At 59.8% G+C, this 15776-nt stretch carries 17 protein-coding genes; 6 read left to right on the top strand and 11 right to left on the bottom strand.

The window, feature by feature from the left end; genetic code table 11:
- The first annotated feature begins 123 nt into the window (after positions 1-123).
- Positions 124-615, top strand: coding sequence for an SRPBCC family protein (locus tag C5748_RS13925; protein ID WP_105742538.1), 492 nt, complete (start codon positions 124-126; stop codon positions 613-615).
- Between the two features lie 230 nt (positions 616-845).
- Here C5748_RS13925 and C5748_RS13915 read toward each other — a convergent pair whose 3' ends face one another.
- The 5 genes from C5748_RS13915 to C5748_RS13895 all read right to left on the bottom strand — a co-directional run bounded on the left by C5748_RS13915 (position 846) and on the right by C5748_RS13895 (position 6279).
- Positions 846-1694 carry a sugar phosphate isomerase/epimerase family protein gene (locus C5748_RS13915; RefSeq protein WP_105742536.1) on the bottom strand — a complete coding sequence of 283 codons (849 nt, stop codon included), beginning with the start codon at positions 1692-1694 and terminating at the stop codon, positions 846-848.
- Positions 1695-1698: 4 nt separating this feature from the next.
- The gene (locus tag C5748_RS13910; RefSeq protein WP_105742535.1) at positions 1699-2694 is read right to left on the bottom strand and encodes an ABC transporter permease; all 996 of its coding nucleotides are present in this window, start codon (positions 2692-2694) and stop codon (positions 1699-1701) included.
- Positions 2691-3692, bottom strand: coding sequence for an ABC transporter permease (locus C5748_RS13905; protein ID WP_105742534.1), 1002 nt, complete (start codon positions 3690-3692; stop codon positions 2691-2693). The genes C5748_RS13910 and C5748_RS13905 overlap by 4 nt, the downstream gene beginning before the upstream one ends.
- On the bottom strand, positions 3685-5199 hold the full coding sequence (locus C5748_RS13900; protein ID WP_105742533.1) for a sugar ABC transporter ATP-binding protein: 1515 nt from the start codon (positions 5197-5199) through the stop codon (positions 3685-3687). Before C5748_RS13900 ends, C5748_RS13905 begins: the two co-directional genes overlap by 8 nt.
- Positions 5200-5289: 90 nt before the next feature.
- On the bottom strand, positions 5290-6279 hold the full coding sequence (locus tag C5748_RS13895; RefSeq protein ID WP_105742532.1) for an autoinducer 2 ABC transporter substrate-binding protein: 990 nt from the start codon (positions 6277-6279) through the stop codon (positions 5290-5292).
- 240 nt (positions 6280-6519) lie between these two features.
- Here C5748_RS13895 and C5748_RS13890 point away from each other — a divergent pair, with 240 nt between their 5' ends.
- On the top strand, positions 6520-7590 hold the full coding sequence (locus tag C5748_RS13890; protein ID WP_105742531.1) for a LacI family DNA-binding transcriptional regulator: 1071 nt from the start codon (positions 6520-6522) through the stop codon (positions 7588-7590).
- Between the two features lie 7 nt (positions 7591-7597).
- On the opposite strand, the gene C5748_RS13885 is transcribed toward C5748_RS13890, so the two are convergent.
- From C5748_RS13885 to C5748_RS13865, 5 genes are all read right to left on the bottom strand, one after another.
- Positions 7598-7984, bottom strand: a complete 387-nt coding sequence (locus tag C5748_RS13885) for an ester cyclase (protein ID WP_105742530.1) — start codon at positions 7982-7984, stop codon at positions 7598-7600.
- Between the two features lie 82 nt (positions 7985-8066).
- Positions 8067-8402 carry a DUF779 domain-containing protein gene (locus tag C5748_RS13880; protein WP_105742529.1) on the bottom strand — a complete coding sequence of 112 codons (336 nt, stop codon included), beginning with the start codon at positions 8400-8402 and terminating at the stop codon, positions 8067-8069.
- A 62-nt stretch (positions 8403-8464) separates the two neighbouring features.
- Positions 8465-9982 carry an aldehyde dehydrogenase gene (gene adh / locus C5748_RS13875; protein WP_105742528.1) on the bottom strand — a complete coding sequence of 506 codons (1518 nt, stop codon included), beginning with the start codon at positions 9980-9982 and terminating at the stop codon, positions 8465-8467.
- A gap of 218 nt (positions 9983-10200) precedes the next feature.
- Positions 10201-10632: a nucleoside diphosphate kinase regulator gene (gene rnk, locus C5748_RS13870; protein WP_105742527.1), complete on the bottom strand. Its 432-nt coding sequence runs from the start codon at positions 10630-10632 to the stop codon at positions 10201-10203.
- Between the two features lie 391 nt (positions 10633-11023).
- Entirely contained in the window at positions 11024-12007 is a 984-nt protein-coding gene (locus C5748_RS13865; protein ID WP_105742526.1) for a helix-turn-helix domain-containing protein, read from the bottom strand.
- Between the two features lie 74 nt (positions 12008-12081).
- Here C5748_RS13865 and C5748_RS13860 point away from each other — a divergent pair, with 74 nt between their 5' ends.
- The 4 genes from C5748_RS13860 to C5748_RS13845 all read left to right on the top strand — a co-directional run bounded on the left by C5748_RS13860 (position 12082) and on the right by C5748_RS13845 (position 13657).
- On the top strand, positions 12082-12333 hold the full coding sequence (locus C5748_RS13860) for a hypothetical protein (RefSeq protein WP_105742525.1): 252 nt from the start codon (positions 12082-12084) through the stop codon (positions 12331-12333).
- 61 nt (positions 12334-12394) lie between these two features.
- Positions 12395-12847, top strand: coding sequence for a DUF1801 domain-containing protein (locus C5748_RS13855; protein WP_105742524.1), 453 nt, complete (start codon positions 12395-12397; stop codon positions 12845-12847).
- A gap of 113 nt (positions 12848-12960) precedes the next feature.
- A complete protein-coding gene (locus C5748_RS13850; protein WP_199194795.1) occupies positions 12961-13152 on the top strand; it encodes an SRPBCC domain-containing protein in 192 nt (63 codons plus the stop codon).
- Positions 13153-13186: 34 nt separating this feature from the next.
- A complete protein-coding gene (locus C5748_RS13845) occupies positions 13187-13657 on the top strand; it encodes a DUF1801 domain-containing protein (protein ID WP_105742523.1) in 471 nt (156 codons plus the stop codon).
- 117 nt (positions 13658-13774) lie between these two features.
- Here C5748_RS13845 and C5748_RS13840 read toward each other — a convergent pair whose 3' ends face one another.
- On the bottom strand, positions 13775-15289 hold the full coding sequence (locus tag C5748_RS13840) for a S10 family peptidase (RefSeq protein WP_105742637.1): 1515 nt from the start codon (positions 15287-15289) through the stop codon (positions 13775-13777).
- Between the last annotated feature and the right edge of the window lie 487 nt (positions 15290-15776).

The raw sequence follows: 15776 nt of genomic DNA, 5'->3' as shown, positions 1-15776 counted from the left end.
GACGGTTCGAGAGCTTCACCGACCCGTAAATACCAATCCGGCGATCAGTTCCTCAAGCCATGGAGGAATGGTCACAGGGTGTCCGGCAAAAACGTAAAAACACGTAGCAAGGAGCGCTGAAACATGACCGACAGAACCAAGGCGAACATCGTCATCGAACGCACGTACAAGGCTCAGGTGGAGGAATTGTGGGACCTGTGGACCACGAAGGACGGTTTCGCGTCATGGTGGGGGCCGCAGGATTTTCGCGCCGACGTGCACACGCTTGAGGCGCGCCTGGGCGGTGCGTTGCACTACGACATGGTTGCCGATACGCCTGAAATGGTCGCGGCGATGAAGGAGATGGGCCAGCCTCCGTCGCATGAAACGCGCGGCACATTCACCGAGTTCAAGCCGCACGAACGGCTGGTCCTCACACATGTCATCGATTTTCTGCCGGGCGTGAAACCCTATGACAGCACCATGATGGTCGAATTCTTCCCCGTCCCCGACGGGCGCGTGCGCATGGTCGTTACCCTGTCCCCGATGCATGACGACAACTTCACGAAGATGCAGCGGGAAGGCTTCACGAGCCAGCTCTCGAAGCTCGACAAGCGTTACGGGTGGCAGGCTTAGCGACGGCCAAGACATTCGAGAGATCACTCAGGCGTCTCTTCGCGCCGCCATCTGCATCCCAGCCGGTGACGCAGCGGTGGTTGGCACAAATGGAGCCGGCCTTGCCCTCAGTCCCGAGGCGTCGCTACAGCGCGCACGGACCCCAAGGCGTGCAAGCCCCCGTACGCATGCCAAGAGCAAATCCAAGATACTGACCAGAAAAAGCAGCTTATCTGGCCAGCGACAATGGATCAGATCAGGCCGTATTGCAGCGCCTTGTTGCGCAGGAACGGCAGACCATTGCCCATGACCTCTTCCTCGTCCCTGGCAACCGGCCGCCAGACGGCGAGACCATAGGAGACTTCCGGCGGCATGTTGATGAAGCTCTCCATGGCAAGCCCCCCCTTGAAGCCGATGGCCGCGAGCGCGGCATAAATTGCGTCCCATGGGCAATTGCCGTAGCCCGGCGTACCACGGTCGCTTTCTGAAAGGTGGATGTATTTGAGGTGGTTACGGGCATCGAGAATGCCGTTGGCGGCACCTTTTTCCTCGATGTTCATGTGATAGGTGTCGAGATGGACAAAGACATTGTCGGCGCCAACGCGTTCGATCATGTCCACCGCCTGGCCAGCGGTGTTGATCAGGTGGTTTTCATAGCGGTTCACCGCCTCGATGCCGAGTTCGATGCCAAGCGGCTTGGCGTGCTTTGCGGCAGCCTGCAGCACGCGGGCAATGTTGTCATATTCGCCCTCGGTCGGCGGAACGCCCGTGCGCTCGCCAATGCCACCGAAAATGACGCCCGACAGCGCCTCGGCACCCATTTCCGCCGTCTTGTCGATGGCGATTTTCAGATATTCGATGGCCGCATCCGGACGTACCGACGCCCAGGCGCGCTCGGGCAGACCGAGCGAGCAGACGGCGCGCAGCTTGTGTTTTTCAAGAAGCGCGCGCGTATGTGCGGCGTCGACGGCGGGTGCGTTGAGAAGAGCGATTTCGATGAAATCCATCTCATATCCGACCGCCGCCGCTATCGCCTTTTCAGCGCCGGCGCGATCCCAGTTCATGGTCCACATGCTGGTGTGAACGCCAAAGCCTTCCATGGTTCTATCCTTTTATTCGTTGGAGAAATTTGAGGTGCCCTGCCGCATAGCGCAGGATCATCACGGCGATGAGGAGAATGCCCCAGACCGCCGTTGCCAGATGCTGGTTGGCGCCCATGAGGTTGAGGCCGGAAGACAGAAGCTGCAGGACGACGAGAGCGACGAAGACAGGGATGACCCGGCCGAAACCGCCGAACGGATTGACGCCTCCAAGGAAGCAGGCGAGCACGGTAATCAGCAGATAGGATTCACCGTGGCCGACGCGCACCGAGTTGAACCGCGCCATCATGATGATGCCGGCAATCGCGCACATGGCGCCGGAAAGCGTGTAGACCAGCACCTGTACCTTGCGCGTGTTGATGCCGGAATAACGTGTTGCCTCGATGTTCGAGCCGATCATGTAGGTGTTGAAGCCGAGCTTCATCCGCGTCAGCAGCACGTGCCAGATCAAAACGCAGATGATGAAGATCAGCAGCGGGATCGGGAGCCCCAGAATGCTGCCGTGGCCTATGGGCTGGATGAAGGTCGGAAAGCCGGAAATGTCTCCGCCGCGCGTCAGGAATTCGCCAAGCCCACGCAGAAAAATCATCATCGACAGCGATACGAGGATCGGATGGGCGCGCGTATAGGCAATGACGAGACCCATAACCAGACCGCTTGCCGCGCCAACGCCGATTGCAAGCAGGCAAGCGATGAAAAAGGCGACAGGCCCGGCATCCACGCCGCCATTGCTCTTGAGAACCCAGGCCGCCGTCAGCCCGGCGATATTGGCGGTGAAGGTGATGGCAAGGTTCAGCCCACCGGTCAGGATCGGCAAGAGCATGGCAAGCGTGAGCAATCCCAGTTCCGGCAGTTGAAAGGCGACCGACCCGAAGGTGGCGCGGCTGAGGAATTGCGGCGAAGCCAGGCTGAAGAACACGACGACAGCGAGGAGGGCAAAGCCCGGTCCGGCCATCTCCGGTCCCATAAGTGCCCTTGCGCGATTGAAAAACGCGATCATCCGCGGCCTCCTTCCTGACGCATGAAAGGCAAGAGTTTTTCCAGCCTCGTATTCGACAGGGTGATGGCGGCCAGGATGATGGCGCCGATGATCATCCTGAAGGCGAAGGGTGAAACGCCGGCGAGATTGAGGCCATTCTGGGTGATCGAGATCAGCAGGACGCCGAGCACACAGCCGAACACGGAGCCCTTCCCGCCACCGAGCCGCGCGCCGCCGAGAACCACGGCGGCAAGCACATCCAGCTCGCGACCATAAAGTGCGTTCGGCACCACTTCCTGCGCGTAATGTGCCTGGATCAATCCGCCGATACCCGCCATCAGGCCGAGCCAGCCAAAGGCGATGAATTGCATCGCGCCAATATTGATGCCGAAGCGGCGCGCCCCTTCGGGATTGTCTCCAAAGGCATAGAGCTGGCGGCCGGTCGTCGTCCGGGTGATGAATATCCAGGTGGCGACGACGCAGATGATCATGACGAGCACCGGCAGGGTGATCTCGATCCAGCTCCCGTCGGTCATCTCGCGCTCGTAGAGTATCACCCGGTCGGTCAGCCACTCCGGCAGATTGTAGATCGAGACGCCGCGCGTGAAGAACATCAGAAGACCGAAATAGATGTTGAAGGTGGCGATGGTCGCGACGATGGAGATGATCCGGAATTTGTGGATCAGGAAGGCATTGAAGGCGCCGAGAAGCACCCCTGCCCCGCCGGCGATCAAGAGCCCGCTGAGCCATCCGCCGCCACCGATCCATCCAAGCAGGATCGCCGTCACATATTGCACGACCGAGGCGGCGACCGCGAACGAGATGTCTATGCCGCCCGCGATCAGCACGACCAGCAGGCCGACGGCGAAGATGATGTTGACGGAGCTGGAATTCAGCAGATCGAAGGCGTTTCCGGGCGTAAAGAAGCTGTCGGTGGAGAGAGACAAGACCAGGCTGATGACGATGATCACCGCAAGCAGCGCAAATTCCGTCGCATGAGACTGGATCATTCTATGCATAGACGGCCGCCTCGATATCCTGCAGCGTGCAATCGCGTGGCGTAAATCGGTTGACGATCCGCCCTTCAGCCATGTGCAGCACACGGTCGGCATGGAAATAGACTTCCGGCACTTCATCGGAGATCAGGATGATCGCCAGGCCGCTATCGGCCAGTTTCGCGATGATGTCGAAGATGCCTGCGCGAGCGCCGACATCGACGCCGACCGTCGGTGCGTCCAGGATGAGCAGCTTTGGATCCGTCGCCAGCCATTTGGCGATGGCGATCCGTTGCTGATTGCCGCCGGAAAGGGTGGAGACCGCATCGCCTTGCCGTCCGATCCGGATGCCGAGATCGGCAATCCATCGGGCGACGAGCGCGCGTTTTCGGTCATCGGAAAGCAACCCGCCGGAGGTGATCCGGTCGAGCGACGCGATCACCAGATTGTCGGCGATCGATTGCGGCTGAATGAGACCGAGCGACAGCCGGTCTTCCGAGAGATAGGCGACACCTGCCGCTATGGCGTCGCGATTGGAGGAAAAACGCACCGGTTTTCCGTCGATCTTTATCGTGCCGGAGCGTGGTTTCAGCATGCCGAACAGCGAAAGCGCCAGTTCCGTGCGCCCGGCGCCAAGCAGGCCGGTGATGCCCAGCGTCTCGCCGCGCCGTACAGTGAAGGAGATATCCTCGAACAGCCCGGGCCGTGAGAACTTTTCGACCTCCAGCATGGCCGGATTGGCACTGACATCGCGCGCGCGGGTTTCATGATCGAAGGTCTTGCCGGTCATCAATTCGGTGATCCGCGACTGGGTCATGCCGGTGGCCGGATAAACGCCGACGAGCGCACCGTCCCTCAACACAGTTAGCCGGCTTGATATGTCGAGCACCTCAGCCAGGCGATGACTGACGAACACCACAGCGACGCCGGATGCCGACAGGGTTCGGACGATGTCGAGCAGGTGGTCGGTTTCCGATTGGGTCAGCGATGCGGTCGGCTCGTCCATGAAAACGAGCTTTGCTTCGCCGACAAGGGCCCGGGCGATCGCCACGATCTGACGCTGGGAAATCGGGTATTCCTTCAAAGGCAGATCGACATCGAGGCTCACACCCAGCCGCGCCAGCGCCCTGATCGCCGTTTCGCGCATGCGTGCGTAATTGACGAAGCGGGGCCAGCGGCCGAGCACGGTCTGGAAGGCGATGTTTTCCGCCACCGACATTTCGGGAAACAGCGCAAGATCCTGCCAGATGACCTTGATACCGGCAGCCTGTGCCGTCACCGGCGACATATGCGAATAGGTCTGTCCGTCATAGTCGATGGAGGCGCCTGGCTCCGGCCGATACACGCCGGTGACGATCTTGATCAGGGTACTCTTGCCGGACCCGTTTTCACCCGCGAGACAATGCACCTCGCCGGGCAGGACATCGAAACTGACATTCTTCAGCGCCTTGATGCCGCCGAAGGTCATGTTGATATTGCGCAGGGAAAGCAGTGGTTTTTGGCCGCTCTTCGGTCTCGCCAGCTCGCTCATTAACGGCAACCTATGAAATCGGGCGATGAGATCAGGGGCACTGCCGGGCCGGCCGAAGCCAGCCCGGCGGCGGGGAGGATGCTCTGATGGTCAGAGCCCCATGGCCGCGAGATCGGCGACCGTGTCCTTGTTGATCGGCACGAGTTGATCGACAATGATGTTGCGGTTCTCGAAATCGGGCTTGATCTTGCCCAGACCTTCGATCTCATCACCATCTTTCAGCTCTTCGCCCTTCATCAGCTTGTCGGCAAGCGTGACGAAGACTTCGCCGGCCTGTTTCGGATTCCACATAAAGCCGCCGGAGATGGCGTCGTTCATCAGCAGTTTCTGACCCTGGCCCGGCGAGAAAGGACCGAGGACGAAGATCTTGCCGATCTTGCGCCGCTCCTCGATCGCACGGCCGGCGCCAATCGGACCCTGGCTGCCGAAGGCGAGAAAGCCCTTGAGATCGGGATTGGCCGAGATCAGATCGAGTGCCGTGCTGCGGCTCTTGTCGGCATCTTCGGCCACGCCGTAGCGATCGCCGACCAGCGTCATGTCAGGATGGTTTTCCTTCAGATAAGCGATGGCCGCGTCAGCCCAGGCATTGTGCAGCGGAACGGTCAGCGAGCCGACAAAGACCGCATATTCGCCCGAGCCGCCCATCTTCTCGGCCAGGAGCTTGGCATGAGCCTCACCGAAGCCGGTGGACGAGGCCAGTTCGAAGTCCCAGTCAGCACCCTTCTGGCCCGGCGATTCATGGGTGATGACGATGATGCCCTGTTGCTTGGCCTTGGTCAGCACCGGCTCGAGCACCTTGGCATCGTTCGGCACGACGCCGATCACCTTGACACCCTGGGCGATGAGATCCTCGATCGCGCGGACCTGAAGCGCCGGATCGGCGCTGGTCGGGCCGACCATGAAAGCGTCGACACCGAGCTTTTCGCCACGTTCCTTGATGCCGGCTTCCATGGCATTGAACCAGGGAATGCCGCCTATCTTGACAACGACGCCGACCTTGCCGGCATCCGCGGCAAGTGCCGCAAGCGAGGCACTGAGCGATAGCGACGCGACAAGCACGGCAACCAGAAGCTTTTTCATATCTATTCCTCCTCCAAAACGTCTCCGCGCATGAAACAGCGAGGCCGCCCGTGGCGGTCTCCCGGATTCGATCGAACTGACGCGGGTTCGCATCCTCCAATTCACCGCCTCCTCAAGCGGTACCATGCTGTGCACAATCGATTTTTCGCCTTTGCACAATCGATGGTGCAATCAATATCAGTTAGAATTAAACTTTCGTCAAGAGCGGATTGGCGATAAGGATTTCGAGGAGGCAGGGGCATGGATTATCAGGGCAAGAAGAAGGCGACGATCTACGATCTTTCGGTTCTATCGGGATGTTCGCCCTCCACCGTCAGCGCGGTTTTGAACGGCACCTGGCGAAAGCGCCGCATCAAGGAAAGCACGGCCGAACTCATTCAAAAACTCGCCGAGCAACATCGCTACACTGCCAATCTGCAGGCAAGAGGGCTTCGCAATTCCCGCTCCGGCCTGGTCGGCCTGCTGCTGCCGGTACATGACAGCCGCTATTTCTCCTCCATGGCACAGACATTCGAAGCGGAGGTGCGCAGCCATGGAAAATGTCCTGTTGTCGTCAGCGCCTGCCGCGACCCGCGGGAGGAACGAACGACAGTCGAAACACTGATCTCCTATTCGATCGACGAGCTGTTCGTTGCCGGGGCCACCGACCCTGACGGCATCCACGCGCTGTGCGAAGCCGCCGGCATCCGGCACATCAATATCGACTTGCCCGGAACGAAGGCGCCTTCGGTCATCAGCGATAATTACAAAGGCGCGCGGATGCTGACGGAAGCGATCATTCATCGTCTCGGTGGGACCGGCATCCTGAAACCTGACGAAATCTATCTGTTCGGCGGGCGCAATGACCACGCCAGCCACGAGCGCATAAGGGGCTTCCGGGATATCAAGACAGAGATGTTCGGCGCCGACCCGGATAAGTGCATCCAGCCGACGGGCTATTCACCCGACATGTCGCAGAAGGCGTTCGAGACATTTTATGCGCGCGAGAAAAGACTGCCACGCGGACTTTTCATCAACTCCTCGATCAATTTCGAAGGCCTTTTGCGTTTCCTGGCACAACATCCACACGAAGCTTTCGCGGATATCGTCGTCGGCTGCTACGATTATGATCCCTTCGGTTCATTCCTCCCCTTCCCCGTCCTCATGATCAGGCAGGACGTCGAGCGAATGCTTGCCAAAGCGTTTGAGATCATGGAGGAAGCCCGCCCTGCGATCGAAATCCATCTGATCCCGCCCGAGCTCGTTCATCCACGAACGGCGCTGACCGGCCCGCTCGATCTGATCAAGGAGATCGATGCCTTCTCGCGCTGAATATTCGCTAAAGCTGGGCTTCGATAGCGGCCTTGTCTATGACCGACCATACTTTTTCAATCCGCTCGTCTCGAAACTCATAGAATACGTTTTCGGTAAACGAGACTCTTTTTCCGTTTACCTGGAAGCCGAACAGAATTCCTTTTGGCGTGCAGTCGAAGCGCAGGCGGCTCGCTACACGAGGTGGCTCGGAGATCAGCAGATGGATGTCAAAATAGAGGTCTGGAATCGCACGAAAATCTCCCTCCAGCATCTCGCGATAGCCTGACAGCCCGATCCGCTCCCCGTTGTAATGAACGGCTTCATGAACGAACTGCCCCAAATTCGGCCAGTCCTGTTTGTTCAGGCAGCCAATATAATCTCGGTAGATGTCGGCGAGGTCGGTTTTCGTCATGGCAGTAGCACCCAGGTTTCTTCACGGTTTCTACCGCAAAATAGAGCGATGCGGAAATTCTGCCTAGCGGAAAGCAGACCGCTTATCGGACAGCGCAGACCTTTGACCGTGTCAGGAATCGCTTTTCGCGGCCATTGTCGAGCGAGAACATGCCACCGCGTCCGGGCACCACGTCGATGATGAGATCGGTATGCTTCCACGCCTCGTATTGAGAGGCGCTGATATAGACCGGCGCACCGCCTATATGCCCGAGCAGCACGTCATTGTCGCCGACGATGAAGTCACCTTGCGGATAGCACATCGGCGATGAACCATCGCAACAGCCACCGGACTGGTGAAATAGGACGGGGCCGTGGTCCGCGACAATCTCCTCGAGCAGTTGCAATGCGGTCGGCGTGGCTGAAACCTTGTCGTTCATGCGATCCTCGCTGAATCAGGACAGCGCGGTAGGCACCGCGCCGTCTTGAAGCCTTGCCGGGCTCAGAAGAAACCAAGTTTCTTCGGGCTGTAGCTGACCAGCATGTTTTTGGTGTTCTGATAATGGTCGAGCATCATCTTGTGATTTTCACGTCCGATGCCGGACTGCTTATAGCCGCCGAATGCCGCGTGTGCCGGATAGGCGTGATAGCAGTTGGTCCAGACACGGCCCGCCTGAATGGCGCGGCCAAAGCGGTAGCAGCGGTTTGCATCGCGGCTCCAGATGCCCGCTCCAAGGCCGTAAAGCGTATCGTTGGCGATCGACAGCGCCTCGTCATCATCCCTGAAGGTCGTGACCGAAACCACCGGTCCGAAAATCTCTTCCTGGAAGACACGCATCTTGTTGTGTCCCTTGAACACTGTCGGCTTGACGTAATATCCGCCGGCCAGGTCGCCCGGCAGCTCATTGCGCGCGCCGCCGGTTAGAACCTCAGCCCCCTCCTGACGGCCGATATCGATATAGGAGAGGATCTTCTCCAACTGCTCGGACGACGCCTGGGCGCCGATCATGGTCGCGGGATCGAGGGGATCGCCCTGAACGATCGCCTCGACGCGTTTCAGCGCCTTCTCCATGAACACATCATAGATATCCTCGTGGATCAGCGCACGGCTCGGGCAGGTGCATACTTCGCCCTGATTGAGCGCGAACATGACGAAGCCCTCGATCGCCTTGTCGAAGAAGTCGTCATCCTCGGCGGTCACATCCCTAAAGAAGATGTTGGGGGACTTGCCACCCAGTTCGAGCGTGACGGGGATCAGGTTCTGGCTGGCATATTGCATGATCAGCCGGCCGGTCGTCGTCTCGCCGGTGAAGGCGATCTTGGCGATGCGCGGCGATGAGGCAAGCGGCTTGCCCGCTTCCAGACCGAAACCATTGACGATGTTGAGCACGCCTGCGGGCAACAGATCGCCGATCAGGTCGGCCCAGAGCATGATCGTCGCAGGCGTCTGTTCGGCCGGCTTGAGGACGACGCAATTGCCGGCGGCGAGCGCCGGGGCGAGCTTCCAGCAGGCCATCAGCAGCGGAAAGTTCCACGGGATGATCTGGCCGACGACGCCCAAAGGTTCATGGAAATGATAGGCGACCGTATCGTGGTCGATCTCGGATATGCCGCCCTCCTGGCTGCGTATGGCGCCCGCGAAATAACGGAAGTGATCGATGGCGAGCGGCAGGTCGGCGGCGGTCGTCTCGCGGATCGGCTTGCCATTGTCCCAGGTTTCGGCAAGCGCCAGAAGATCGAGATTTTCTTCCATGCGGTCGGCGATCCGGTTGAGCATAAGAGCGCGCTCGGCGGCGCTGGTGCGGCCCCAAGCTTGCCTGGCCGCATGGGCGGCATCGAGCGCCGCCTCGACATCGGCTGCATCCGAGCGGGCGACTTCGCCAAGCGGCCGGCCCGTCACAGGCGAGATGTTCTCGAAATATCTTCCCGATTTGGGTGCGACCCATTTGCCGCCGATGAAATTGTCGTAACGCTTGGCGAAGGGAACCTTCGCCGTGCGAGAAAACTCTACCTTGTTCATATCTTCCTCCCGAGAAGCAGCGCCGCCGGATGCGGCGTTCTAGAGGAAACTATCGCCGCTGGCACTTGTTCCGTCAGCCTAGCTGGAGACGATCGCATACGCCAGGTGTCGCAAACCTGCGACACCTGGCGCTAGCAAAGTGTCGGGACTTCAAACGCGCCAACTAACGGACATGCCATGCGGTATCCCGCTGAAGGCATGCAGGGATATCGAGTTAGTTACCCGGGGAGTGAGCCGGGCACGGCCAAGGCAGGCTGTTCGACACTGACGACTGTCAGCGCATGCTGACGGCCGTTGAGGGCGGTCCATGTGATCGACTGACCGGTCGAAAGACCGATGAGCGCAGCGCCGATCGGCGTGAGGATCGAGATCCTGTTCTCCGCGATATCGGCTTCCCCGGGGAAAACCAGCGTGACGCGCCGTTGCTGCGCGCTGTCCGATCGGAATTCCACGGTTGAACCCATCTGGACAACTTTTGCCGGCACGGTGCCGGCTTGAACCACATGCGCCCTATCCATTTCGGACTGGAGTTCTTCGGCAACCTCCGGAAACCGCTCCTGAGCCGCGGCGGCAAGATCGGTGAGCCGCTTATAGTCGACATCGCCGACGACGATCTTGGGCTTACGGTGGTTCTTCTTGGGCTGTGTCATGACGGCCGATTATCTCCTGAGGATGGCACCCGAACACCATCAGCGCGAAGCCGCGCCGCTGGTACCGGGTTGAATGTTCTGCTGAAGGCGCATCGAGAGACGACGCTGTATGACAGCGTAGGTGTGCCCCCGAGCTCGGGGCGCACATGGCCGAGCCCAGGGGCTACAAATCCGCGATCGGATGACTCCGGAAAATAGTGGCGTGTGTCTTGCTCATACCATTACCTTGGCCTGTTATTTTACTTTGTCAAGATGGCAGGGGCCGCGGCCAGGACATCCACGCATAGTGCAGGCCGCTGTTTTATCGGCAGAAGAGCCAAATGCAAGGCATGAAGAAAGGCGTCCTTTCATGTCATGACGATCCACACCACATCGCCAGCATGCACACCGATCATGAACTCCAGGAGATTGGAGCAGGACGCTGCACGCCCAAGCGCTTCAGCTTGCGGTGCAGCGTGGCGCGGCTGATGCCGAGAAGCCGGGCGGCGGCCGAAACATTGCCGTCCGCGCGCGCGAGCGCCCGTTGCAGGACACCGCGTTCGGCATGGCCAAAATTCTCCGCTTCGATCGTGGAGCCGAACAGGCTGCTCACCGGAAGCGGTTTCTTCAGGCAATCGGGCGTGATCCCCAGAGCCAGGCGGGCAGCACGTGTCGCGCCGATCACCAGGTCATCCGTATCGACCGCGACCAGGGCTCTGCCACTCTTGTCGGCGACAGGCGCCAGCAGAATCCGCGCCCTGGGGAATGACATGCGGAAATTGTCCATTTCGATGTGGCGCGCCGCATCGACGACGGCCATGGAAATGAGATTGACGAACCCCTCCGTCAGATCGGCGCGGCAGGACGACACGTCGAGCGCCGCGACCAGATTTCCCTCATGATCATAGACGGGGGCCGTCGTGCAGCTCAAAGCCGTGTTGCGTGTCAGAAAATGCTGGTCACGATGAATGGTAAGCGCCCGCTGTTCGACAAGGCAGGTGCCAATGCCATTGGTGCCTTCGCTGTCTTCGCTCCACACCGCGCCTGTCCACAACCCCCATTCACGAAAGGTCTCATCGTCGGCAACAGCACCGCGACGCTCGACCGGCACGCCGTCGCGATCCGCCAGCAATACGCAGCAGCCTACCCCACCCACCGCCAGATAGAGCCTGTCCAGACTCGACCTGGCCGCGGCAAGAAGCGGCTCGATCCTTTGCCGGGCCTCGTTCAGCTCGGTATCCGTCAGATGTTTTGGGGATTTGCGGTAGGCAGGATCAAGCCTGTGAAGATCGCAGGACCGGCGCCAGGAGGCGATCAACGCGGATTTTGCCGCCGCGTCCGAGGCGACCGCAGCCTGTATCCGATCTGCGTGACGATCGAATGGATATTCGTCCATGCTCTCCTCCCGAGGCCTGAACCCTTCCACATATGCAAAGCAGTTTCCGTTGCATTCGCAAATTGCAACGGCACATGTCGACATCCACAGAATGGAACCTTGGAAGCTCTGGCGTCAAGCAGGAAGCGCGCGATCTCGCAATCGTGTCTTTTCCGCTGATCGTGTTGAATTCGGTCCGGGTACCGACGCCGTTTACCAGGCAGGCGATGCAAAAGCGGGCCCGCGTGCCAGCACATCTTCAGGTCAAGCGGGCGATACGTTCAAGCTACCTGAACTCGGTTTGTGATTTCCCCAATCGATTGGCCGCCAGGGACTGGATCAATTGAGTTCACACACTAAGATCAAGTATCCTGGATCAGTTATTCATCTATCAGTGGAGCGAAGGCAATGGCCGGCAAAACGTCCAACAAATCGGCGGAGGCCGCGAAGCCGACCCTCCTCGCAGGCGGCAATCCTCAGATCGCGAAGGGCTACGGCGACGCCCCCGTGCAGGCCTATATCGCCGCCATGCCGGGCTGGAAAAGCGATGTCGGGCGCCGCCTCGACGCGCTCATCACGCGCACCGTCCCCGGCGTGAACAAGGCAGTCAAATGGAACTCGCCCTTCTACGGCATCGAGGGCCCCGAGGGCCAAGGCAGCTGGTTCCTCAGCTATCATTGCTTCACGAAATACATCAAAGTGGCTTTCTTCCGCGGCACGTCGCTGCGTCCTGTCCCGCCTGGCCAGTCCAAGCAAAAGGAAGTGCGCTACCTCGACATCCACGAGGATGACCAACTCGACGAAGCTCAGTTCGCCGATTGGGTAAAGCAAGCAAGCCTTTTGCCCGGCGAACGAATGTGAGTGGCGTGACCACGGAGGCACCGGGAAGAGATCCCGATCGGCTCGCAACCCCGGCTGGACGTGCCGCGTGCGAATGTGTGGTGCTGCTGGACGGAGTCCAAGCTGCTGGAGCAATGGTTCGCGCGCCAGTCCTGGACGACCGAACCACGTTCATCGAGATGTCGGATGAAGGCGGCAGGACCCGCTATATCGTGTGCGCCCTGCACTGGACCGAGGAGGCGCGGAAAAAGCATGAGGAGATGGGCTTCCATGAAGGCTGGGGACGAACGGCCGTCCAACTCGAAGCCCTCGCCCGGACGCTCTAAACCAGCCAATGACCATGAAGAAAGCGACAACACCATGAAAAAGAGCAAGAGCGGCGCGATGGAAGAAAAAGCAGAAGATTCTCCCTCTCGGCTGATCGATGCGAGGATCAACGAACTGGGCGACTGGCGGGGCGAGATGCTTGCTCGCATCCGAGCTCTCATCAAAGAGGCCGCCCCCGAAGTGGTCGAGGAGGTGAAGTGGAGAAAGCCGTCGAACATGCTGGGGGTTCCGGTGTGGGAGCACAACGGAATCATCTGCACCGGCGAGACATACAAGGACAAGGTGAAGCTGACCTTCGCCAAGGGCGCCTCGTTGGAGGACCCTTCGGGCCTCTTCAACTCCAGCCTCGAAGGCAATGCCAGGCGCGCCATCGATTTCCATCAGGGCGGCAAGATCGATGAAGAGGCGTTGAAGGCGCTCATTCACGCCGCCGTGGCACTGAATATTTCGGTGCGAGCCGCCGCCCGTCCCGCCCGCTCTCAGAAGACCCCGAAGAGCGCTTGAGGAGCGTCGTAAAACCGGCAAAGCACCCGCACATTCCATCCAGTCAAAACCGGAAACACCCGAAGATTCGTTGCGGCGCGCGGCAACGAATCTTCGGTCTGCCTTGCCGCTTCAGATCTATTCAGTCGTCCTGATGTAAAGCTCGGAGGCATATTCCTTCAGGGCGCGCCGGCCATCCGGTCGGAAATACATCATGTGTCCTCCTTCGACGGCCGCGACGCGAATGGGCTTGGCACCGGCAAGAGATGGAACCTGATCCACGAGATAGCGCGAGGTCATGTAAGGCGTCACCAGATCGGTATAGCCGTTGATGATCAGGACGCCCAGGGCGGGGTTCAGCGACCGGGCCCGCTGGAGATCATCCATGACGCCCGCATAGCCCTGGCGCGAGGGCGTCGTTCCATAATCCCAGTTGCGGCTGATTTCGCCATTCAAAAGTCGATAGCTGATATCGGTTTGGAAATTCAGCTCATTGCGTGCATAGCCGACAAAGGCCGAGGTAAGCACCGGCACGCTGCGATCAAGCACGGGATCCGGGCCGGTAATCCGCGCACTGCCGGGATTGATATCCGCCGTCGCGATGGTGCCGTCATAGGCGCTGAGGACATCGCCCTTTGCACGTGCAAACTCCTTGGCGAAAAGCGTTGTCGGGATACGCGCAAAATTCCGCCGGACGAGTTCGAGAGGCAGACCCGTGATCTCCGCCACGCGCTGGGTCGCCCGTTGTCCGCCTTGCTCGAGTCCACTGGCCAGGGCGACGAGATAATCGCCAAGCGCATAGCGTTCGACCTCGGCCAATTGCTCGCGGAGCGTATCGCCGGTGACGCCTTCGCCATGCAAACGCACCGCGGCGAGCGAGGGCAGTTCGAGCGCCCAATGGAGGAGATCGAATTCGTCAGGTCGCACAAGCATGAATTCAAGCGCCGGCGAGATAAGCACGACGCCGCTCACACCGATGCCAGCATCTTCCTGAAGCGTCTTGGCAAGCAATGCTGCCCGAAACCCGCCATAGCTTTCGCCCGCAAGGAAGACCGGCGATCCGCTGCGGCCGGTCTGCGAAAGATAAAGCCGGATGAACGCTCCCATTGCCGTGGCATCCTGTTTGACGCCCCAGAAATTGCGCCCCTCCTGGCCGGGAGCTTCGCGGCTATATCCCGTTCCCACGGGATCGACAAAGACGAGATCCGTCATGTCCAGCCAGCTATCCGGGTTGTCCAGGAGCCGTTGTGGCGGTGGGAGAAACTCTCCGTCGGCCCCCGTCGCAATGACACGTGGGCCGATGGCGCCGAGATGCAGATAGGCTGATGCCGCTCCCGGACCTCCGTTGAAGACGAAGGTGATGGGGCGCCTCGTATTGGCAGAAGCTTCGCCGGAGAGCGTATAGGAGACGTAGAAGACCTCCGCGGTTACCTCGCCCTTGCCTGATAAAAGCGACAGCGTACCAGCCTTTGCCTGATACTGAAGCGTGCGCCCGGCAATGGCGATTGAATGTTCGGTCGTCCGGGGTGGCGGGAGAAGCGACAGCACGCCACCCGAAGGCGCGGGACGCTCGGCCAGTTGTGCCTGACCTGGATAGAGACTACCTGCAAACAGCAACAGGATGACGGCCGCCGCTTTGAGCTTGAAACGCATGATGCCTCCAGGGAGAAGAAAATTGCCTGATGATGTCATGTTATCATGCAGCAGATGGGGTCGAAGTCAAAGGGCAGGAACCCTCTTCCCAGGGCAATCGCATATGGAATTAATGCGACGACGCCTGCCCTTCCTTCTCCCCTTGTGGGAGAAGGAAGGAAGAGCGCAAATTTCACCATATGCGATTGTTCTCACCCTCTTACGGCCTTGCAACCGGAACATCGCTGCTTCACCCACCTGTTGCACCCCGATCACACATCTCTACGAAAGAAATCAGGGGACTTGGCGAAACGGATTTGCCCGTCTATGAATTCCCTCCACGTTCAGCCCTTCAAGGGAGGCTACGAATGCCAGCATTCGATTCTTCTCAGCAAGGCAGCGGCTTGAAGCTCCTGCGCGGCTAGGTCACCACCGGCCAATCGTCGCGCCGCAACGTCAAGGCAGCTGCCGCCCGAGCTCCTCCCGTATGGGACGCGCCTGGCATCGC

The sequence above is a fragment of the Phyllobacterium phragmitis genome, assembly GCF_002980495.1.
Taxonomy (GTDB): Bacteria; Pseudomonadota; Alphaproteobacteria; order Rhizobiales; family Rhizobiaceae; genus Paramesorhizobium; species Paramesorhizobium phragmitis.
Note: the sequence above shows the minus strand (reverse complement) of the source record. Positions and strands in the feature narration are given on the sequence as shown.

Coding starts and splice junctions, on each gene's coding strand:
- adh (WP_105742528.1), bottom strand. CDS start 9,982: ATGAACAAGGTAGAGTTTTCTCGCACGGCGAAGGTTCCCTTCGCCAAG.
- C5748_RS13850 (WP_199194795.1), top strand. CDS start 12,961: ATGGTTCGCGCGCCAGTCCTGGACGACCGAACCACGTTCATCGAGATG.
- C5748_RS13840 (WP_105742637.1), bottom strand. CDS start 15,289: ATGCGTTTCAAGCTCAAAGCGGCGGCCGTCATCCTGTTGCTGTTTGCA.
- C5748_RS13865 (WP_105742526.1), bottom strand. CDS start 12,007: ATGGACGAATATCCATTCGATCGTCACGCAGATCGGATACAGGCTGCG.
- C5748_RS13845 (WP_105742523.1), top strand. CDS start 13,187: ATGAAAAAGAGCAAGAGCGGCGCGATGGAAGAAAAAGCAGAAGATTCT.
- C5748_RS13900 (WP_105742533.1), bottom strand. CDS start 5,199: ATGAGCGAGCTGGCGAGACCGAAGAGCGGCCAAAAACCACTGCTTTCC.
- C5748_RS13925 (WP_105742538.1), top strand. CDS start 124: ATGACCGACAGAACCAAGGCGAACATCGTCATCGAACGCACGTACAAG.
- C5748_RS13890 (WP_105742531.1), top strand. CDS start 6,520: ATGGATTATCAGGGCAAGAAGAAGGCGACGATCTACGATCTTTCGGTT.
- C5748_RS13910 (WP_105742535.1), bottom strand. CDS start 2,694: ATGATCGCGTTTTTCAATCGCGCAAGGGCACTTATGGGACCGGAGATG.
- rnk (WP_105742527.1), bottom strand. CDS start 10,632: ATGACACAGCCCAAGAAGAACCACCGTAAGCCCAAGATCGTCGTCGGC.
- C5748_RS13880 (WP_105742529.1), bottom strand. CDS start 8,402: ATGAACGACAAGGTTTCAGCCACGCCGACCGCATTGCAACTGCTCGAG.
- C5748_RS13905 (WP_105742534.1), bottom strand. CDS start 3,692: ATGCATAGAATGATCCAGTCTCATGCGACGGAATTTGCGCTGCTTGCG.
- C5748_RS13860 (WP_105742525.1), top strand. CDS start 12,082: ATGTCGACATCCACAGAATGGAACCTTGGAAGCTCTGGCGTCAAGCAG.
- C5748_RS13885 (WP_105742530.1), bottom strand. CDS start 7,984: ATGACGAAAACCGACCTCGCCGACATCTACCGAGATTATATTGGCTGC.
- C5748_RS13895 (WP_105742532.1), bottom strand. CDS start 6,279: ATGAAAAAGCTTCTGGTTGCCGTGCTTGTCGCGTCGCTATCGCTCAGT.
- C5748_RS13855 (WP_105742524.1), top strand. CDS start 12,395: ATGGCCGGCAAAACGTCCAACAAATCGGCGGAGGCCGCGAAGCCGACC.
- C5748_RS13915 (WP_105742536.1), bottom strand. CDS start 1,694: ATGGAAGGCTTTGGCGTTCACACCAGCATGTGGACCATGAACTGGGAT.